Annotated in this window: 14 protein-coding genes and 1 pseudogene; 11 read left to right on the top strand and 4 right to left on the bottom strand. The window is 53.9% G+C overall.

Features of this window, described 5'->3' with window-relative positions; translation table 11 throughout:
* The 4 genes and pseudogenes from AC2LB6_RS21245 to eptA all read right to left on the bottom strand — a co-directional run.
* Positions 1-141, bottom strand: a pseudogene (locus AC2LB6_RS21245) (flavin reductase family protein); the annotation flags it as partial.
* 310 nt (positions 142-451) lie between these two features.
* Positions 452-1,510 carry a two-component system sensor histidine kinase PmrB gene (gene pmrB, locus AC2LB6_RS21240; protein WP_490095017.1) on the bottom strand — a complete coding sequence of 353 codons (1,059 nt, stop codon included), beginning with the start codon at positions 1,508-1,510 and terminating at the stop codon, positions 452-454.
* Complete coding sequence (pmrA, locus tag AC2LB6_RS21235; protein WP_490095016.1) at positions 1,507-2,187, bottom strand: two-component system response regulator PmrA; 681 nt, start codon at positions 2,185-2,187, stop codon at positions 1,507-1,509. The genes pmrB and pmrA overlap by 4 nt, the downstream gene beginning before the upstream one ends.
* Complete coding sequence (eptA, locus tag AC2LB6_RS21230) at positions 2,187-3,815, bottom strand: phosphoethanolamine transferase EptA (RefSeq protein ID WP_490095021.1); 1,629 nt, start codon at positions 3,813-3,815, stop codon at positions 2,187-2,189. Before eptA ends, pmrA begins: the two co-directional genes overlap by 1 nt.
* Positions 3,816-4,270: 455 nt before the next feature.
* On the opposite strand from eptA, the gene otsB reads away from it, so the two are divergent.
* From otsB to AC2LB6_RS21175, 11 genes are all read left to right on the top strand, one after another.
* Positions 4,271-5,059, top strand: coding sequence for a trehalose-phosphatase (otsB, locus tag AC2LB6_RS21225; protein ID WP_490095015.1), 789 nt, complete (start codon positions 4,271-4,273; stop codon positions 5,057-5,059).
* Positions 5,056-6,492: an alpha,alpha-trehalose-phosphate synthase gene (otsA, locus tag AC2LB6_RS21220; protein WP_490095014.1), complete on the top strand. Its 1,437-nt coding sequence runs from the start codon at positions 5,056-5,058 to the stop codon at positions 6,490-6,492. The genes otsB and otsA overlap by 4 nt, the downstream gene beginning before the upstream one ends.
* 1,020 nt (positions 6,493-7,512) lie before the next feature.
* Complete coding sequence (flhD, locus tag AC2LB6_RS21215) at positions 7,513-7,866, top strand: flagellar transcriptional regulator FlhD (RefSeq protein ID WP_090960128.1); 354 nt, start codon at positions 7,513-7,515, stop codon at positions 7,864-7,866.
* Entirely contained in the window at positions 7,863-8,441 is a 579-nt protein-coding gene (gene flhC, locus AC2LB6_RS21210) for a flagellar transcriptional regulator FlhC (RefSeq protein ID WP_490095013.1), read from the top strand. The genes flhD and flhC overlap by 4 nt, the downstream gene beginning before the upstream one ends.
* 133 nt (positions 8,442-8,574) lie before the next feature.
* Positions 8,575-9,462 carry a flagellar motor stator protein MotA gene (gene motA / locus AC2LB6_RS21205; RefSeq protein ID WP_003849139.1) on the top strand — a complete coding sequence of 296 codons (888 nt, stop codon included), beginning with the start codon at positions 8,575-8,577 and terminating at the stop codon, positions 9,460-9,462.
* Positions 9,459-10,400, top strand: coding sequence for a flagellar motor protein MotB (gene motB / locus AC2LB6_RS21200; RefSeq protein ID WP_490095012.1), 942 nt, complete (start codon positions 9,459-9,461; stop codon positions 10,398-10,400). The genes motA and motB overlap by 4 nt, the downstream gene beginning before the upstream one ends.
* Before the next feature lie 11 nt (positions 10,401-10,411).
* Positions 10,412-12,391, top strand: a complete 1,980-nt coding sequence (gene cheA, locus AC2LB6_RS21195) for a chemotaxis protein CheA (protein WP_490095020.1) — start codon at positions 10,412-10,414, stop codon at positions 12,389-12,391.
* Between the two features lie 23 nt (positions 12,392-12,414).
* Positions 12,415-12,912, top strand: coding sequence for a chemotaxis protein CheW (gene cheW / locus AC2LB6_RS21190; RefSeq protein ID WP_090960141.1), 498 nt, complete (start codon positions 12,415-12,417; stop codon positions 12,910-12,912).
* Between the two features lie 163 nt (positions 12,913-13,075).
* Positions 13,076-14,746 (top strand): methyl-accepting chemotaxis protein, encoded by a 1,671-nt coding sequence (locus AC2LB6_RS21185; RefSeq protein ID WP_490095011.1) that lies wholly within the window; start codon positions 13,076-13,078, stop codon positions 14,744-14,746.
* Between the two features lie 193 nt (positions 14,747-14,939).
* Entirely contained in the window at positions 14,940-16,502 is a 1,563-nt protein-coding gene (locus AC2LB6_RS21180) for a methyl-accepting chemotaxis protein (RefSeq protein ID WP_490095019.1), read from the top strand.
* Between the two features lie 105 nt (positions 16,503-16,607).
* Entirely contained in the window at positions 16,608-18,284 is a 1,677-nt protein-coding gene (locus AC2LB6_RS21175) for a methyl-accepting chemotaxis protein (protein ID WP_490095010.1), read from the top strand.
* Positions 18,285-18,337 lie beyond the last annotated feature (53 nt).

Raw genomic sequence — 18,337 nt, 5'->3', positions numbered from 1 at the left:
CTCCAGCACCGTGTGCCAGCCGAGCGTCATGATGTCGTGCTGATCCTGATACTGGGAACTGAGCAGCAGCACCGGCCCGGGTTCAAGGTACTTGCGGGCTTTGCTGACCGGAAAAGCATATTTGTGCATGCGTTGGCTCATGGCGTAACTCCTTAAACGGAATGGTGCCATTAAGTGTAGAGCACCGGGCGGATGCAGCAGGCGTGTCAGCGGGCAGAAATGCGAGGTTGATGGCGGCGTCCGGCAGGGCAGACATTTTTAGCGGCAGTGTCGCGAGCTTAAGGTTTCCTTAATATGCAATCGCGATACTGCCTGCTTTAACTGAGGATGATGCTATGAAAACTGCTCCTGTTGCCCTGTCTGTGACTGCTCCGCGTCCGATGAGTGAGTATGCTGCACTGCTGATTGCCGCAGCCACGGTCGTTCTGTTCCTTTCCGCGTGGTTCAGCGCTTAAAACTTCACCACGGCACGACAACCGCTTCGGTCGCGACGATTCCCCAAAAAAAACTGAAACCGGTGTAGCTGGACGATGCGGCTGACAATGCTCAGCCCGAGTCCGATACCGCCGTAGCGGCTGTCCATCCGGATAAACGCTTTACTCAGCTCGCCACTTTTACTCTCATCAATGCCATGCCCCTCATCTTCCACCACCATCATGGGGTGTGGAACAGATAGCAGCTGCACAGTGATAGTGCTGTTATCCGGGCTATAGCGATGGGCGTTCTCCACCAGATTGCGCAGCAGCATCTTCAGCAGCGTGGCATCCCCGCGCACAAACTGCTCCTGGGGCAGATCGAGCACCAGCGTCTGCTGATGCGCCTCCAGCATAATACTCAGCTCCGCCTCCATCGGCAGAATGACATCTTCGATCAGCCCGACGTTCTGATAGGTGCCAGAGGTAAACGACTGTCCGGCACGCGCCAGATTCAGCAACTGCGACACGCTGTGCGTCATCTGATCCAGGCGCTGCACCAGCGGCTGAACTTTGACATCGCTGTTACGTTCGATTAACTCCAGATGCAGACGTAATCCCGCCAGCGGCGTGCGCAACTCATGCGCCACGTCGGCTGTGAACAACCGTTCGCGTTCCAGACTGGTGTTCAGGCGGGCAACCAACTGGTTGATCGCCTGAGTGACCGCATCGATCTCATGGACCTGACTGTAACAGGCGACGGGTTCGAGATTCTCTTCGCTGCGACTCTCCAGCTCACGCTGCAACTGATACAGCGGCCGGGTGATCCACTTCACCGCCTGATAGCAGAGGAGCAGCGTCAGGGTAATCATCACCAGACTTGGCACCGCCAGACTGGCCACCGCTTCATGTACTTCACGCTTAACGTGACTGTCCATGTTGCGCTTTTGCAACTGCGCCTCTACCAGAAACTGAATCTGCTCTTTACTCTCATGCCACAGCCAGACCACGCTGATGACCTGGAATACCAGCAGGATCAGACCAATGGTCAGGATGAGGCGAAAGCGCATACTGCGGTGATCGAAACGTCTTATCATGTTGCCTCGCGAACGCCATCCTGCGTCACCAGTGCATAACCAAAACCGCGCACGGTGCGGATGGCGCTTTTGCCAATTTTGTCGCGCAGATTATGAATGTGCACTTCCAGGGTATTAGTAGAAGGCTCGGTCTCCCAGTTATAGATATCCTGGTAGAGAATTTCACGGTGTACCGGATTCCCAGCCTTAAGCATCAGCCGTGACAGAATCGCAAACTCTTTAGGTGTCAGATCCAGCAGCACCTCATTGAGCATGATCTGACGATGAGTCATATCCAGCGCCAGCGCACCCACTCTGACATGACTGTCGCCCTGATTAACGTGACGGCGGATCAGCGCGCGGATACGCGCCAGCAACTCATCCAGTGAGAACGGTTTGATCAGATAATCGTCCGCGCCGGCGTCAAGCCCGGCAATGCGCTCGTTGATGGTGTCGCGCGCGGTCAGGATCAGCACCGGCGTCATCTTCTTCTGGCGACGCAGTCGTATCAGGAAATGCAGGCCATCTTCGTCCGGCAGGCCAAGGTCCAGCACCACCAGACTATACAGGCCGCTGGCGAAGTGCGCTTCAGCATCCCGCACCCGCGTCACGCCGTCGCAGACATAGCCTTCGCCTTCCAGCGCCAGCATCAGACCCTGCAGCAGCAGGGCGTCATCTTCAACTATCAGTATCTTCATTAGGGTTGGCTCCGACACGACGTCAAAATATCATCCGCAGGCACATATTCGTGGGTCGCGGTGCCGGTTAATCCCAGCATGGTTGAGAACAGATTATCCTGTGAAAAATCGTCTGTCGCCGCCAGTTTATTCAGGCAGCCGCGATTAACCGCATAACGTTTCTGATAATCATCGGAAAGCCAGATCAGCAGCGGCACATGTTTCTGGGTATCCGGTGCGATAGCATAGGGCAGGCCATGCAGGTAAGCCCCATTTTCACCCAGCGATTCGCCGTGGTCAGAAAGATAGACCAGGCTGGTGGTGAAGCGATCCTGATGCGCACGCAGGACATTTATAGCCTTATCGACGATATGATCCACATTGACCAGCGTGTTGTCATAGGTATTGACCAGTTGCTGTTGCGAACAGTCCTGAATCTGGTTGGTGTCACAGGTCGGTTCAAACTGACGGAACTGCGGCGGATAGCGATGGCTGTATGTCGGGCCATGACTGCCGATGGTGTGCAGCACAATTACCGCGTTGCCTTTTAACTGGCTGATGTATTCATCCAGCCCGTGGAACAGCACGTCGTCATAACATTCGCCATCAATACACATGCCCGGCAGATTCAGGCTGGTCATATCCTGATGCGGAACGCGATCGCAGGCACCTTTACAGCCGCCATCGTTCTCATTCCACAACACGCTGATCCCGGCACGCTGAATGACATCCAGCAGTCCCTCCTGGTGCGCGGCCAGCACATCATCATAATGAGCGCGCGGCATGTTAGAAAACATGCAGGGCACAGAAACAGCTGTCGCCGTGCCGCACGAGGTGGTGTGCGGGAAATAGATCACATCATCTTTCGCCAGTAAGGGATTGGTCAGACGACCATAACCGCCCAGCGAGAAGTTTTGCGCGCGCGAGGTTTCGCCCAGCACCAGAATCGTCAGATTCGGCTTGCCGCTGGTGCGGCTGGGCTGCAGGTGCGCATCTTCACCGATACGAATCAGCGGCGCGTTCTGCAACTGCTCATGCTTATACCAGGAGAGCGTCGCCGCAATACTGTTAGACGGGCTGAGTGCTTTTACCAGCTCGCGGTTGTTGCGGAACAGCGAAGCGTAATCTTTATAGAAGAGCAGGGCGATCAGCACGATCAGCGCGGCTGACAGCAGCACGCTGAGCAGTCGCGCCAGTACGCCGCGCCACTGCTGTTTTTTGATTCGCGGCCAGAACACCAGCAGCGCCATCAGCACGCCTGAAGTGAACAGGGTGAGCAGCAACTTCGGCGTAATCAGCGCAAAGGTTTCCGACGCGGTGGTATCCATCATGTTGGTGATCATTGAGCGATCGACCACGATGTTATAGGTCTGAATAAAATACTGTGCCGACGCGCAGAGCAGAATAAACAGCGCGGCCAGTAGCCGATCCAGCCAGATAAACGAGGCCAGTGTAATCACGATATTAATCACGCTAAAGGCGACCAGCGGCATCGATAAAAACACCAGCGTAGTATGCAGGTTGTCCAGCGGCATCACCGCCAGTACCTGACGGTAATAGGCAATATTAAGGAAAACCGCGATATAAACCGCAGCCAGAATCAGCAACGTAAGGCGGCTAATCAGCGGCCTCTTCAGGGTAAACGCCATGTGAGCAGGAACCGGAGTAATAAAAGTGTCACGAGATTGCGCTTTCAATATTAGGAATACCTTAAGAAGCTTAAGGTTCAGGGCTGGTACTCTGTACAGAGAGCATTCTGACGATGACTCCAGCCAGCCGCGGATCGGGTCCGGTTTGTTCTTCTGAAACAATGCCAATAAGAACGGTACCTTTTATGCGGATTTAACCGCAGCGGCTGGCATGAAACCTGCATCTTTCTGGCATAACCCCTGTTAATGACTACACTTAATGTGAAGATGTTCTCAGTTAGGCAGTATTGTCAGCAATGCGCTTGCAAGTTTGAGGAGAGTGACCTATCCAATCACCACGTTTTATCCCTCAATCACCGCTTTATCAGAATTTCCCGCTTGCTGACCTGACTGCGTCAGGACATTCTTGTTTTAACTCAATGTTTTATTAAATTTCGATTTTCAGGAGACGTAACGTGACACAAGCGGCAGACACCCATGCCAGGTACCCGACATTAACGAGCGGGCAGTATGCCTTCTTTTTTGATGTCGATGGCACGCTGGCAGCGATTCAGTCCCGTCCCGAAGCGGTATTCATTCCTGAGCAGGTCATCGCACAACTCCAGCAGCTTTCTGCACTTTCCGGGGGCGCACTTGCGCTGGTTTCCGGCAGACCCATAGAGCAACTTGATGCGCTGGCCGCGCCGTGGCACGGCCCGGCTGCGGGCGTACATGGTGCTGAGCGCCGTGATGCAGAGGGTAATTTGCAACGCATCAGCCTGCCGGTGGAGGTCGAGCAACCGCTCAGAGCCGAACTGCAGGAGGCGATGGCTTCCTGGCCTGGCACGCAGCTGGAGATCAAAGGCATGGCCTTTGCCCTTCATTATCGTCAGGCGATGCAGCATGAGCAGGATGTGATGCGACTGGCTGAGCAGTCCGTGAAGCGTTTCCCCGGACTGGCACTTCAGCCGGGAAAATGTGTGGTTGAGATTAAACCCGCAGGTATCGATAAAGGCGCCGCCATTGGTGACTTTATGCAGCAGTCCCCTTTTGCCGGACGTACGCCGGTCTTTATTGGCGACGATCTCACTGATGAGAAGGGCTTTCTGGCCGTCAATGAACGGCAGGGCGTCTCGATCAAAGTCGGCGAAGGTTCCAGCCAGGCCGATTATCGGCTTACTGATGTCGATGCGGTTTACGGCTGGCTGGAAAGAACATTATTACTATTAGAGCAAGACAACGTCGGTAAGGAGTTTAGGTTATGAGTCGTTTAGTGGTTGTATCTAACCGTGTCGCCATGCCAGATGGGTCTAAAACCAGCGCTGGTGGCCTGGCCGTCGGTATCCTCGATGCACTGAAAAGCACCGGTGGAATGTGGTTTGGCTGGAACGGTGAAATCAGCGAGTTCACAGGCGAAGACGTTGAAGACGTCAAGGTTCAGGAGCATGAGGGTATTGAGTATGCCTCGTTCCCGCTGAGCCAGAACGATTACGATCTCTATTATTGCCAGTTCTCCAATACAGTTATCTGGCCCGCCTTCCATTATCGCCTCGACCTGGTGCAGTTCCAGCGTGAAGCGTGGGAAGGGTATTGCGACGTCAATGATTCGGTGGCGCAGCGTTTAAAACCGCTGATCAAGCCTGATGATATTGTCTGGATCCACGATTATCACTTTTTACCGTTTGCCGCCGCACTGCGTCGGGCGGGTATTAATAACCGCATCGGTTTCTTCCTGCATATTCCGTTCCCGACGCCTGAAATCTTCAATGCGCTGCCTCCACATAAAGAGTTGCTGGAAATGCTGTGTGAATATGACCTGCTGGGCTTCCAGACCGACTCGGATCGGGTGGCATTCCTCGACAGCGTCAGCCAGCTTACGCAGCTGCAGAATAAGGGCGACAAAAAGCATCGCGCCTTTGGCAACACCTTTATGACTGAGGTCTATCCGATCGGGATTGAGCCAGACAGTATTAAAGAGATGGCCGAAGGATCACTGCCGCCGAAAATGGCTGCCATGAAGAAAGAGCTGGGCGATGCACGCAATATCATTGCCTGCGAACGTCTCGATTATTCCAAAGGTCTGCCTGAGCGTTTTCTTGCATATGAAGCGCTGCTGGAAAACTTCCCGGAGCATCGCGGCAAGATCCGCTATTCGCAGATCGCGCCAACCTCGCGTGGCGATGTGCAGGCGTACCAGGATATCCGTCATCAGCTGGAGACCGAAGCTGGGCGCATCAACGGTAAGTACGGTACGCTGGGCTGGACCCCGCTCTACTACCTTAACCAGCATTTCGACCGTCGCCTGTTGATGAAGATCTTCCGCCTGACCGATGTCGGTCTTGTGACGCCGCTGCGTGACGGTATGAACCTGGTGGCGAAAGAGTATGTGGCTGCGCAGGACCCCGACGATCCAGGTGTACTGGTGCTGTCGCGCTTTGCCGGGGCGGCCAACGAGCTGACCTCAGCGCTGATAGTGAATCCTTATGACCGTGATGAAGTAGCCGCCGCGCTGGACAAGGCGATTACCATGCCGCGTACTGAAAGGATTTCACGCTACAACGATATGATGGCGGTATTGCGTAAAAATGATATTACCGCATGGCGTGAAAGCTTCCTGAAAGACCTGGAGCGCATTGACCCACGCAGCGTTGACCACAGTACGGCCAATAAGGTCGCAACCTTCCCAAAACTCGCCTGAAATAAGTCCTGATTCAGGTGTTGAAAGCAGCGATACCCTCACGGTGGTATCGCTGCTTTTTTTTGGCCCCGATCACAGAAAGCCCGTCCGGTATCTGTTATTGGCCCCCTGTAGCGCTAGCACGCTGGCAGCTTGAGTTATCGTGCCGGGTGGCCCGATTCATGCAAGCGAACCCGCAAACCCCGTCCTATCAGGCTCTGCCGCTTTCTTTACCTTCATTACTCAAGTTTTTCTTCATGCTGCCGATAGTAATAGTGCCAACGCATAACCCCTCGTTAATTCATTCGACTTTCTTATGTAACCCCTTGTTACATCGGGTATCGGAGCCTGAACACACTGCTGTCACTGTTAATACCAGGTTGCCATAAATCTCCCCTGATACCGTAGAAACCTTAACGATTTCATTACTCACACCCTGCGATACTCACCATAAGTAACTAATTTAACAGCAATTACCTGACTGCCTTTCCAGCATAATGTTCTGATAACTATTGTTTATCTGGTTCTAAATAGGGTGTTAAAACGATTAACACTCGATATTCATTCCGGACTACTCAAAGCGTCGAATAGCGATGGTTTTACCCCCTATTAAACCTTTCTCAGGACCAATTGGACTTAAAATCGGGTTTTTTTGTGCAAAAAACGACCAGCAGGTAAGGAACCGTAAAGGTTTGCTGAAGAAATTTGCGTTAAAAGTGTGATCTGCGTCACACTTTATCTAAAATTACGCTTCCCTGTCGTTGTATGTCGAAATCAGACGATATAGATTTGCCTTGTTTTCGGAATAGTCCTAAAAAACGTAAGAAGATGTCACGGAAGATGTCCAGAACTCGAAAATAGAATGGCATGGATTTTCGACCTTCGGTGGGTCTGAAACCCACACAAAAGCAGAAGGCGAAAACAGTGACATTAAGGTTATGTGAAGTTTTTTTGCCATCTTTTGATTTAACAAACAGCAGCTCGAACCGCAGAGTTTACTCTGCGATACAGTTACGTCGCATCTCTCAGGATGGAAAAATAATGAATACCTCTGAAGTACTGAAACCTATTTACGATCTCAATTTGTCTTATTTACTGCTTGCGCAGCGTTTAATTAACCAGGATAAAGCTTCTGCAATGTTTCGTCTCGGAATTGACGAAAAAATGGCAAACACATTATCTGAATTAACATTGCCTGAGATGGTGAAAATGGCGGAAACCAACCAGCTGGTTTGCCAGTTTCGTTTTACCGAAAGCAGCACCATTAATCGTTTGACGCAGGAATCACGCGTGGATGATTTACAACAAATCCACACTGGAATTTTATTATCCAGCCGTTTACTGCGTAATGCGTCTAAAGATGAAGCGCCTGCTAAAAAGAGAGCAATGTCATGAGTGAGAAAAGTATTGTTCAGGAAGCACGTGATATTCATCTCGCGATGGAACTCATCACTTTAGGTGCGCGCTTACAGATGTTAGAGAGTGAAACGCAGCTGAGCCGTGGTCGTCTGATCAAGCTCTATAAAGAATTACGTGGCAGTCCGCCACCGAAAGGCATGCTGCCGTTCTCTACGGACTGGTTTATGACGTGGGAGCAGAACATCCATGCTTCTATGTTCTGTAACGCCTGGAAGTTTTTACTGAAAACTGGCCTGTGCAGCGGCGTCGATGCCGTGATCAAAGCCTACCGCCTGTATCTTGAACAGTGTCCTCAATCGGACGAGGGCCCGCTGTTGGCGCTGACTCGTGCCTGGACCCTGGTCCGATTCGTTGATAGCGGTATGCTGGAACTGACAGATTGTAAGAGCTGCAACGGCAGCTTTATTAACCATGCGCATCAGCCGGTTGGCAGCTTTACCTGCAGCCTGTGCCAGCCGCCATCACGTGCCGTAAAAAGACGTAAACTTTCTGCAGAACCTGCCGATATGTTTCCACAACTGCTGGATGAACAGGTTAAACACGCCGTTTAAGTTTGTTCGCATTGTGGAAGCCATCCAGCAGCGGTTAATACCGCTGCTTTTTTTTTGCTTGCGGTTCAGGAATAACACCTGCGGCTCTCTGGCTTAACTTCCACCAACACGTTACGGACGTAAGGATATTTTTGTGCTGATAATTATAGGTTACCTGATTGTTTTAGGCTCCGTGTTGGGCGGATATGCGTTGGTAGGTGGCCATCTGGGCGCGCTTTATCAGCCAGCCGAATTATTAATGATCGGGGGTGCGGGTGCCGGTGCTTTTTTAGTCGGCAACAATGGCAAATCGATTAAAAAAACGCTGAAAGCGCTGCCTAAGTTATTTCGCGGCTCTAAATACAACAAAGCCGTTTACATGGATTTAATGGCGCTGCTTTATCGCCTGATGGCGAAGTCACGTCAGCAGGGGATGTTATCGCTGGAACGCGATATTGAAGATCCGAGTCAGAGTGAAATCTTTGCTAATTATCCCCGCATTCTTGCCGATAAACAGTTAGTAGATTTTATTACTGACTATTTACGCCTGATGGTGAGTGGCAACATGAACGCCTTTGAAATCGAAGCGTTGATGGATGAAGAGATTGAGACCTACGAACACGAGTGTGACGTACCAGCGCAAAGTATTGCTGCAGTCGGTGATGGTCTTCCTGCATTCGGCATTGTCGCTGCGGTAATGGGCGTGGTCCATGCGCTGGCTTCTGCAGACCGTCCGGCCGCTGAGCTGGGTGCGCTGGTGGCGCATGCGATGGTGGGAACCTTCCTGGGCATTTTACTGGCCTATGGGTTTGTCTCTCCGCTGTCATCGGTGCTGCGTCAGAAGTGTGCGGAAACCACCAAGATGATGCAGTGCATTAAGGTGACATTGCTGTCGAGCCTGAATGGTTACGCGCCGCAGATTGCGGTGGAGTTTGGTCGTAAGACGCTTTACTCCGCTGAGCGCCCATCGTTCAGCGAACTCGAAGAGCACGTACGTAACGCTAAGAACCCGGCTAAACAGACTTCTGACGAGGCTTCATGAAACACGGCAATCGCCCAATTGTGCTGATCAAAAAGCGCAAACATAAAGGCCATGAAGGCAGCCACGGTTCGTGGAAGATTGCCTACGCCGACTTTATGACGGCGATGATGGCCTTTTTTATGGTGATGTGGCTGCTGTCTATTGCCAACCCGCAGGAGCTGGTGCAGATAGCAGACTACTTCAAAACACCGCTGAAGGTAGCGATTACCGGCGGGGCGCGCAGCAGCGACAGCGAAAGCCCGATCCCCGGCGGCGGTGATGATCCAACGAAAAAGATTGGCGAAGTGAACAAAGTCGTCGATATGGACGCGCAGAAACGCAAGCTGGATGAGATTCGCCTTAACCGTTTGCGTGAAAAGCTCGACCAGTTGATTGAAGCGGATCCACGCCTGAAAGCGCTGCGCCCGCATCTGATCATCAACATGGTGGAAGAGGGGCTGCGTATTCAGATTATCGACAGCCAGAATCGCCCGATGTTTAAGACCGGTCGGGCCGAGGTGGAGCCTTATATGCGCGATATTCTGCGTGCCATAGCGCCCATCCTTAACGACATCCCGAACCGCATCAGCCTGGCCGGACATACCGATGATTTTCAGTATGCCAACGGGGATAAAGGCTACAGCAACTGGGAACTGTCGGCCGACCGCGCTAACGCCTCACGCCGTGAACTGGTGACGGGCGGCTTAGACAGCGGAAAAATTTTACGGGTGTTAGGCATGGCCGACACCATGAGCCTGAAAAATCGTGGCGGTAATGACGCAGTTAACCGCCGCATCAGCCTGCTGGTGTTGAACCACGACACCGAAGTGGCAATAGAAAAAGAGAACGCAGAAAGTGATGCCGTCCAGATCAGCGATCCGGCGGCTATCCAACAGATTACCGCACCTGCAACACCAGGCAGCGCGGTGAATACAGCAGCCCCCTCACAGCCGAGGTGATTCCCGTGAGTATGGACATCAGCGATTTTTACCAGACGTTTTTTGATGAAGCCGATGAGCTATTAGCGGATATGGAACAACACCTGTTGGGTTTAGACCCGCAGGAGCCAGATTCGGAACAGCTTAACGCCATCTTCCGTGCCGCTCACTCCATTAAGGGTGGGGCCGGAACCTTTGGTTTTACGGTATTACAGGAAACAACTCATATCCTGGAAAACATTCTGGATGGTGCTCGTCGCGGCGAGATGCAGCTCAGCACCGACATCATCAACCTGTTTTTGGAAACCAAAGATATTATGCAGGAACAGCTCGATGCTTATAAAACCGCGCAGGAGCCTAACGCGGAAAGCTTCAAATATATCTGTGAAGCGCTGCGCCAGCTGGCGTTAGAGGCCAAAGGTCTGCCGGTTGACGCACCGGCCAGTGTTGCTACTGCCAGCGCAGAGCCTGCCAGCAACAGCGGCCTTCGTGTCCAGTTGATCGATCTTAAAGAGAAAGAAGTCGATCTGATGCTGGAAGAGATGAGCAATCTCGGCACTCTGACCAATGTGCAGAAAGGCAGCAACATGCTGGACGTCTGCATTGATGGCGTCGGTAAAGATGACATCGTGGCGGTGCTCTGCTTCGTGATCGACGAAGCGCAGATCCGCTTCCCGGCCGCTGATGAAGCCGCCCCGGCTGCTGCAGTTGCCGAAGTCGCTGCACCGGTAGTGGAAGAAGTTCACACCGCGACCGTCACTGAACTGCCGGTGGCAGCAGTGAAGCGTGAAAGTAAGCGTGCCGCGGCACCTGCCAAAGGAAGCGAATCCACCAGTATCCGTGTGGCGGTAGAGAAGGTCGATCAGCTGATTAACCTGGTGGGCGAACTGGTGATTACCCAGTCAATGCTTGCTCAGCGTTCCGGTGAACTGGATCCGGTGGCGCACGGCGACCTGCTGAACAGCATGGGTCAGCTGGAGCGTAACGCCCGCGATCTGCAGGAATCGGTGATGTCGATTCGTATGATGCCGATGGAATATGTCTTCAGCCGCTTCCCGCGTCTGGTGCGTGACCTGGCGAGCAAACTCGGCAAAGAGGTCGAACTGACTCTGCTGGGCAGCTCAACCGAACTCGATAAGAGCCTGATTGAACGCATCATCGATCCATTAACGCACCTGGTGCGTAACAGCCTTGACCACGGTATCGAAACCCCAGAGAAACGTCTGGTGGCCGGTAAAGTGGCCACCGGTAACCTGACGCTTTCAGCGGAACATCAGGGCGGCAACATCTGCATCGAAGTCTCTGATGACGGTGCTGGTCTGAACCGTGAACGTATTCTGGCGAAGGCACTGTCATCAGGCCTGCCGGTTCACGAGAACATGAGCGACGAAGAAGTCGGCATGCTGATCTTCGCACCAGGCTTCTCTACGGCAGAGCAGGTGACGGATGTTTCCGGACGCGGCGTCGGTATGGACGTGGTGAAACGAAATATTCAGGAGATGGGCGGTCACGTCGAAATCGCCTCGAAGCAGGGCAAAGGCACCACCATCCGTATCCTGCTGCCGCTGACGCTGGCCATCCTTGATGGCATGTCCGTTCGCGTCGCCGATGAAGTCTTTATTCTGCCGCTGAATGCGGTGATGGAGTCGCTGCAACCGCGCGATGAAGATCTGAAACCGATGGCCGGTGGCGAGTGCGTGCTGGAAGTGCGTGGCGAATATCTGCCGCTGGTTGAGCTGTGGAAAGTCTTTGATGTGCAGGAAGCCAAAACCGAAGCCACCCAGGGCATCGTGGTGATCCTGCAAAGCGCGGGCAAACGCTATGCGCTGCTGGTCGATCAGCTGATTGGCCAACATCAGGTGGTGGTGAAGAACCTTGAAAGTAACTATCGCAAAGTGCCGGGCATCTCAGCTGCCACCATTCTTGGCGATGGTAGCGTAGCGCTGATTGTTGATGTTTCAGCACTGCAATCACTTAACCGTGAAAAACGTGTGGCTGGCGCTGCCGCCTGATTGATAACGAAAGGGTAAATAACATGAATGGAATGGCAACCGTGACAAAAATCGCTGGCGAAACCGTGGGTCAGGAGTTTCTGGTCTTCACGCTGGGCGACGAAGAGTACGGCATCGATATCCTCAAAGTTCAGGAAATTCGCGGTTACGATCAGGTAACACGTATTGCGAATACCCCTGAATTCATCCGCGGTGTAACTAACCTGCGTGGCGTTATCGTGCCGATTATCGATCTGCGTGTGAAATTTGCGCAGCCCGATGTTGAGTACAATGAAAACACCGTGGTTATCGTGCTGAATCTGGAAAACCGTGTGGTCGGTATCGTGGTTGATGGCGTCTCTGACGTGCTGTCACTGACCCAGGATCAGATCCGTCCTTCACCTGAGTTCGCTGTGACCATGTCTACCGAGTACATGACGGGTCTGGGTGCACTCGGTGACCGCATGCTGATTCTGGTCGACATCGAGAAACTGCTGAGCAGCGACGAGATGGCGCTGGTTGATAACCTGCGTAGCGCGTAATCGAATCATCACGGGCCGGTTCTGGCTGGCCCGTGATAGTTCCGATGCGTAATAATTCCTTTAAAAGCACATTATAAAGCCTCTCCCTTCCCTAATTTCCTGCTTTTACCTGCCGATAATCCCTGAGTCACTTTTTAATTACCTACTTTGTTCAGGGTTACTCATGTTAACGAAAATCCGTGTTGTCACCAGCCTGTTACTGGTGTTGCTGGTGTTCGGTCTGTTACAGGCCTTCTCCGGTTCTGTCTTTTACTCCGCATTAAGCCACGATAAGCAAAGCTTCGCTGTTTCCCAGCTGGCCATGCAAAATACGCAGGCGCTTAACGACGCCTATATGAGCCTTAACCAGAGCCGTGTTCTGCTGACCCGCATTCAGCTGCGTTTTGCCACCAGTAAACTGGAAGGCAAAACGGCCGATGTCGCTTCGCTGTTTGAAGACAGTCAGCGCTTCCAGCAGGCCGCAGAGGGTTTCTACAAGACGTTCAAAGAGACGCCAGATACACCAGGACAGAACCAGCAACTCAATAACCAGCTTGACCAGCGCTTCGGCGACTATGCCGGTGCGCTGAGCAGTTTGCAGAGCGCGCTGCAGGTCAATGATATGGCCGCGGCCGGTAAAGCCCCGGTGGCACCGAGCCAGAGTGCATTTTTAACACTCTACCGTGAGTGGCGAGCCGACCAGAGTCGTCTGACCACGCTGGGCGTGGCAGAGAACAGCAGTGCCTACAGTCGTATGATGTGGATCCTCTCCACCATCATGGCTGCCGTGGTCGCGGTAATCGTGCTGTGCTGGTTTGGCCTGCGCAAAATTGTGATGACGCCGCTTAACAGCAGCATTAATCACATTCAGCACATCGCCCAGGGCGATTTAACCCAGCCGATCGTGGTGGAAGGGCGCAACGAGATGACCCAGCTCGCGGCCAGCCTGCATGACATGCAGCAGTCGCTGGTGCGCACCGTGACCAACGTGCGTGAAGGATCGGATGCGATCTTCACCGGTGCCAGTGAGATCTCTGCCGGGAACAACGACCTTTCTGCCCGCACCGAGCAGCAAGCTGCCTCACTGGAGCAGACGGCGGCCAGCATGGAGCAGCTCACTGCGACCGTGAAGCAGAACGCCGAAAATGCCCGCCAGGCCTCACAGCTGGCACTCAGCGCCTCCGAAACCGCAGAAAAAGGCGGCAACGTAGTGGCTGGCGTGGTGAAAACGATGAGCGAAATCGCGGGCAGCTCGAAGAAGATTGCGGATATCACCAGCGTGATTGATGGCATCGCGTTCCAGACCAATATCCTGGCGCTTAATGCGGCGGTTGAAGCGGCGCGCGCCGGGGAACAGGGGCGTGGTTTTGCGGTGGTCGCAGGCGAGGTGCGTAATCTGGCGCAGCGCAGCGCCCAGGCAGCCAAAGAGATTAAAGGCCTGATTGATGACTCCGTGAACCGGGTTAATGTCGGTTCGCAACTGGTCGGTACCGCCGGGGAAACCATGAGCGATATCGTCAGTGCGGTTACGCGCGTCACCGACATTATGGGCGAAATCGCCTCGGCGTCGGACGAGCAGAGTCGCGGGATCGATCAGGTCGGTCAGGCGGTCACCGAGATGGATCGCGTGACCCAGCAGAACGCCTCGCTGGTGGAGGAGTCCGCTGCGGCGGCCGCCTCGCTGGAAGATCAGGCCAGCCGCTTAAGCCAGGCCGTATCTGTCTTCAGGATCAAACGTGAAGCCAGGCAGACGCTGACCAGGCATCTGCCGATTGCCGCGCCCGCCACGGCGAATATGGCTCCCCGCAAAGCCCTGACGGCCCCGGTCAGTGATACGCACTGGGAAACCTTCTGATGTAAAGCTGCGCATCCTGCGGGATGCGCAGCCACCCCCTTTATTCCTCTGCTTAAAACCAAACTCAGCAGCGCCTGCTGATAAAAATAATTACAAAAGCCACTTCTCTCCTGAAAGCGCCGAAAAGCGTTAATTAATCCCGCTATATCGCCGATATAGGCGCTGCACCTAAATTAACCTGCAGGGGAACATGATGTTAAAAAAAATAAAAGTGGTGACCAGTTTAATCGCAGTCCTGGTTATCTTTGGCGCGCTCCAGTTAGTCGCTGGCAGCCTTTTCTGGTCAGCTCTCAATAAAGACAAAGAGTCCTTTGCACTGTCACAGGTCTCTAATCGCAATGTCACCGAGATGACGGATGCCTATATTTCCTTAAACAACAGCCGTACTACGCTGAACCGCGGCATGCTGCGCTTACAGACCAGCATGGCATCACAGATGAACGGCGGTCAGCTTGAAGAGCTGATCAATAAAGCCAATAAGCAGCTGGTGGAAGCCGATCGCCACTTCAAAATCTATTACCATCTGCCTACCACGCCCGGTCTTGATGAGACGCTGGGCGATAAGCTGGAAGCCGACTACACCAATTACGAAAACGGCCTGAAAGCGATGGTGAAAAGTCTGCAAGCGCGCGACCTGGAAGGCATGTTCAAACAGAATATTGAGCAGAAGCAGGTGGCGATGCAGGGCAGCTATGACAAATGGCGTGCGCTCCAGACTGCACTTTCCGATAAGGGTATGGAGAAGAATCAGAAAGCCTTTACCCAGATGATGTGGCTGCTGGCCACCATTGGTGTTGTGGTGCTGGCGGTGATTATTACCTGCTGGTTTGGCCTGCGTCAGGTGCTGATTCAGCCGCTGCAACAGCTGCTGGCACAGATTCGCGCTATCGCCTCTGGCGATCTGACCCAGCCGATTATGGTTGAAGGTCGTAATGAAATGAGCCAGCTGGCCGCCGGCATCCATGAGATGCAGCAGTCGCTGGTGATGACCGTCGGTAATGTCCGTGACGGCTCAGACGCCATCTTCACCGGTGCCAGCGAAATCGCCGCCGGTAACAACGACCTTTCGTCCCGCACCGAAGAGCAGGCCGCCTCACTGGAGCAGACTGCAGCCAGCATGGAGCAGCTCACCGCCACGGTGAAGCAGAATGCTGATAACGCCCGTCAGGCGTCACAGCTGGCGCTGACCGCCTCCGAAACCGCGCAGCAGGGCGGTAAAGTGGTGAATGGCGTGGTTACGACCATGAAAGAGATCGCCGGCAGCTCGAAGAAAATCGCTGACATCATCAGCGTGATCGACGGCATCGCTTTCCAGACCAACATCCTGGCGCTGAACGCAGCCGTTGAAGCGGCGCGTGCCGGTGAACAGGGTCGCGGTTTTGCGGTGGTAGCGGGTGAAGTGCGCAGTCTGGCACAGCGCAGCGCCCAGGCTGCGAAAGAGATAAAAGGCCTGATTGAAGACTCCGTATCTCGCGTCAACAGCGGTTCACTGCAGGTTGAAAGCGCCGGCAGCACTATGAATGAGATCGTGGGCGCTGTGACCCGCGTGACCGACATCATGGGTGAAATCGCGTCGGCGTCTGATGAGCAGAGCCGCGGTATTGAGCAGGTGGGTCTGGCCGTTACTGAAATGGATCGCGTCACCCAGCAGAACGCCTCACTGGTTGAGGAGTCTGCCGCTGCGGCGGCGGCTCTGGAGCAGCAGGCCAGCGTACTGACGCAGGCCGTCTCGGTTTTCAAAATTTCCCGCGCCTGATTTCCTGCCTTTCACCATGGCGGCGGCTTAAAGCCGCTGCCATGCATAAAGTTCCCCCTGCCTCCGCCGATAAATAAACACGAATCGCCAACCAATGAGGTGTTTATGTTTAGTCGTGTACGAGTCGTTTCCGGCCTGCTGTGTGTGCTGGCGCTGTTTGCGCTGCTGCAGCTTTTTTCGGGCGGAATGTTTTTCAAAACTGTCAGTTCAGATAAAGAGAATTTTGCCTACAACCAGCGCCTGAATACATTGCAACAGGCGATGGGCACCTCATGGGTTTCGCTTGTTCAGGCGCGCAACACCCTTAACCGCGCCGGTATTCGTTTTCTGCAGGATGCACAGATGTCGGGCTCGGGTGCCAGCGTAAAAGATCTGGTCGCCCTGGCCGGCCAGGAGCTGAAAGAAGCTGAAGTCAACTATCAGATCTTTAACGATAACCTGTCTGAACAGGACAAAACCGCTGAAAACGTCCTGACGTTACAGGCGAACTACAAGGCCTACCACGATGCCCTGGCGGAACTGATGGTGTTCTTCACCAACGGCAACTTCAAAGGTTTTGTGGATCAGCCAACGCAGAGTTTCCAGGACAAGTTCCAGAAGGATTACAGCGCCTGGCTTGAGCACAATAAAGTACTGGCGCAGCAGGGAGTGGAAACTAACCAGCAGGCTTACAGCCGCTCCATCACTATTGTTATCGCCACACTGGCCGTGACTCTGCTGATGATTATCCTGGTGTGGAACGTCATGCGTTCCGTGCTGATCCGCCCATTGCGTCAGAGCATTGAGCATATCCAGCACATCGCGCGCGGCGATCTGACCCAGCCGGTTGAGATTAACGTGCATAACGAAATCGGTGAGTTACTGACTTCACTGCAACACATGCAGCAGGAGCTGGTGCGCACTGTGCGTACCGTTCGTGACGGCTCTGATGCCATCTATACCGGTGCCAGCGAAATTTCCATCGGCAATAACGATCTCTCTTCACGAACTGAACAGCAGGCCGCTTCGCTGGAGCAGACCGCTGCCAGCATGGAGCAGCTCACCGCAACCGTGAAGCAGAATGCCGAAAACGCCCGTCAGGCGTCGAAGCTGGCGCACACCGCCTCTGAAACCGCGCAACAGGGCGGCAAAGTGGTGGATGGCGTGGTGACCACCATGAAAGAGATTGCGGGTAGTTCGAAGAAGATTGCCGATATCACCAGTGTGATTGATGGCATCGCCTTCCAGACCAACATCCTGGCGCTGAATGCGGCGGTTGAAGCGGCGCGTGCCGGTGAACAGGGTCGCGGTTTTGCGGTAGTCGCCGGAGAAGTGCGCAGCCTGGCGCAGCGCAGCGCTCAGGCCGCCAAAGAGATCAAAGGTCTGATCGAAGATTCGGTTAGCCGCGTTAATACTGGCTCGGTGCTGGTAGAGAGCGCCGGTGACACGATGAGCAACATCGTCAGCGCGGTCACCCGCGTCACCGACATCATGAGTGAGATCGCCTCGGCATCAGACGAACAGAGCCGTGGCATTGACCAGGTGGGCCTTGCGGTGACCGAGATGGATCGCGTCACACAGCAGAACGCCTCACTGGTCGAAGAGTCCGCAGCCGCGGCTGCAGCGCTCGAAGATCAGGCAAGTCACTTAAAACAAGCGGTATCAGTGTTCAATATTGGTAAAGAATTTGTCGCTCAGGCCGTTAACAAGACAACGGCGATGAAAACTCTCCAGTCAGAAGCACCGTTAGCCGTTGGTCGTCCGGCTGCTGCACGCAGCGACGACAACTGGGAAACCTTTTAATCGCCCGTGGCCCGGTCGCCGTTAAGCCGCCGGGCATCGCAGCAGAAAAATAA

The organism is Pantoea sp. RCC30.1, assembly GCF_058148845.1.
This window is presented reverse-complemented; position numbering and strand designations above follow the sequence as displayed.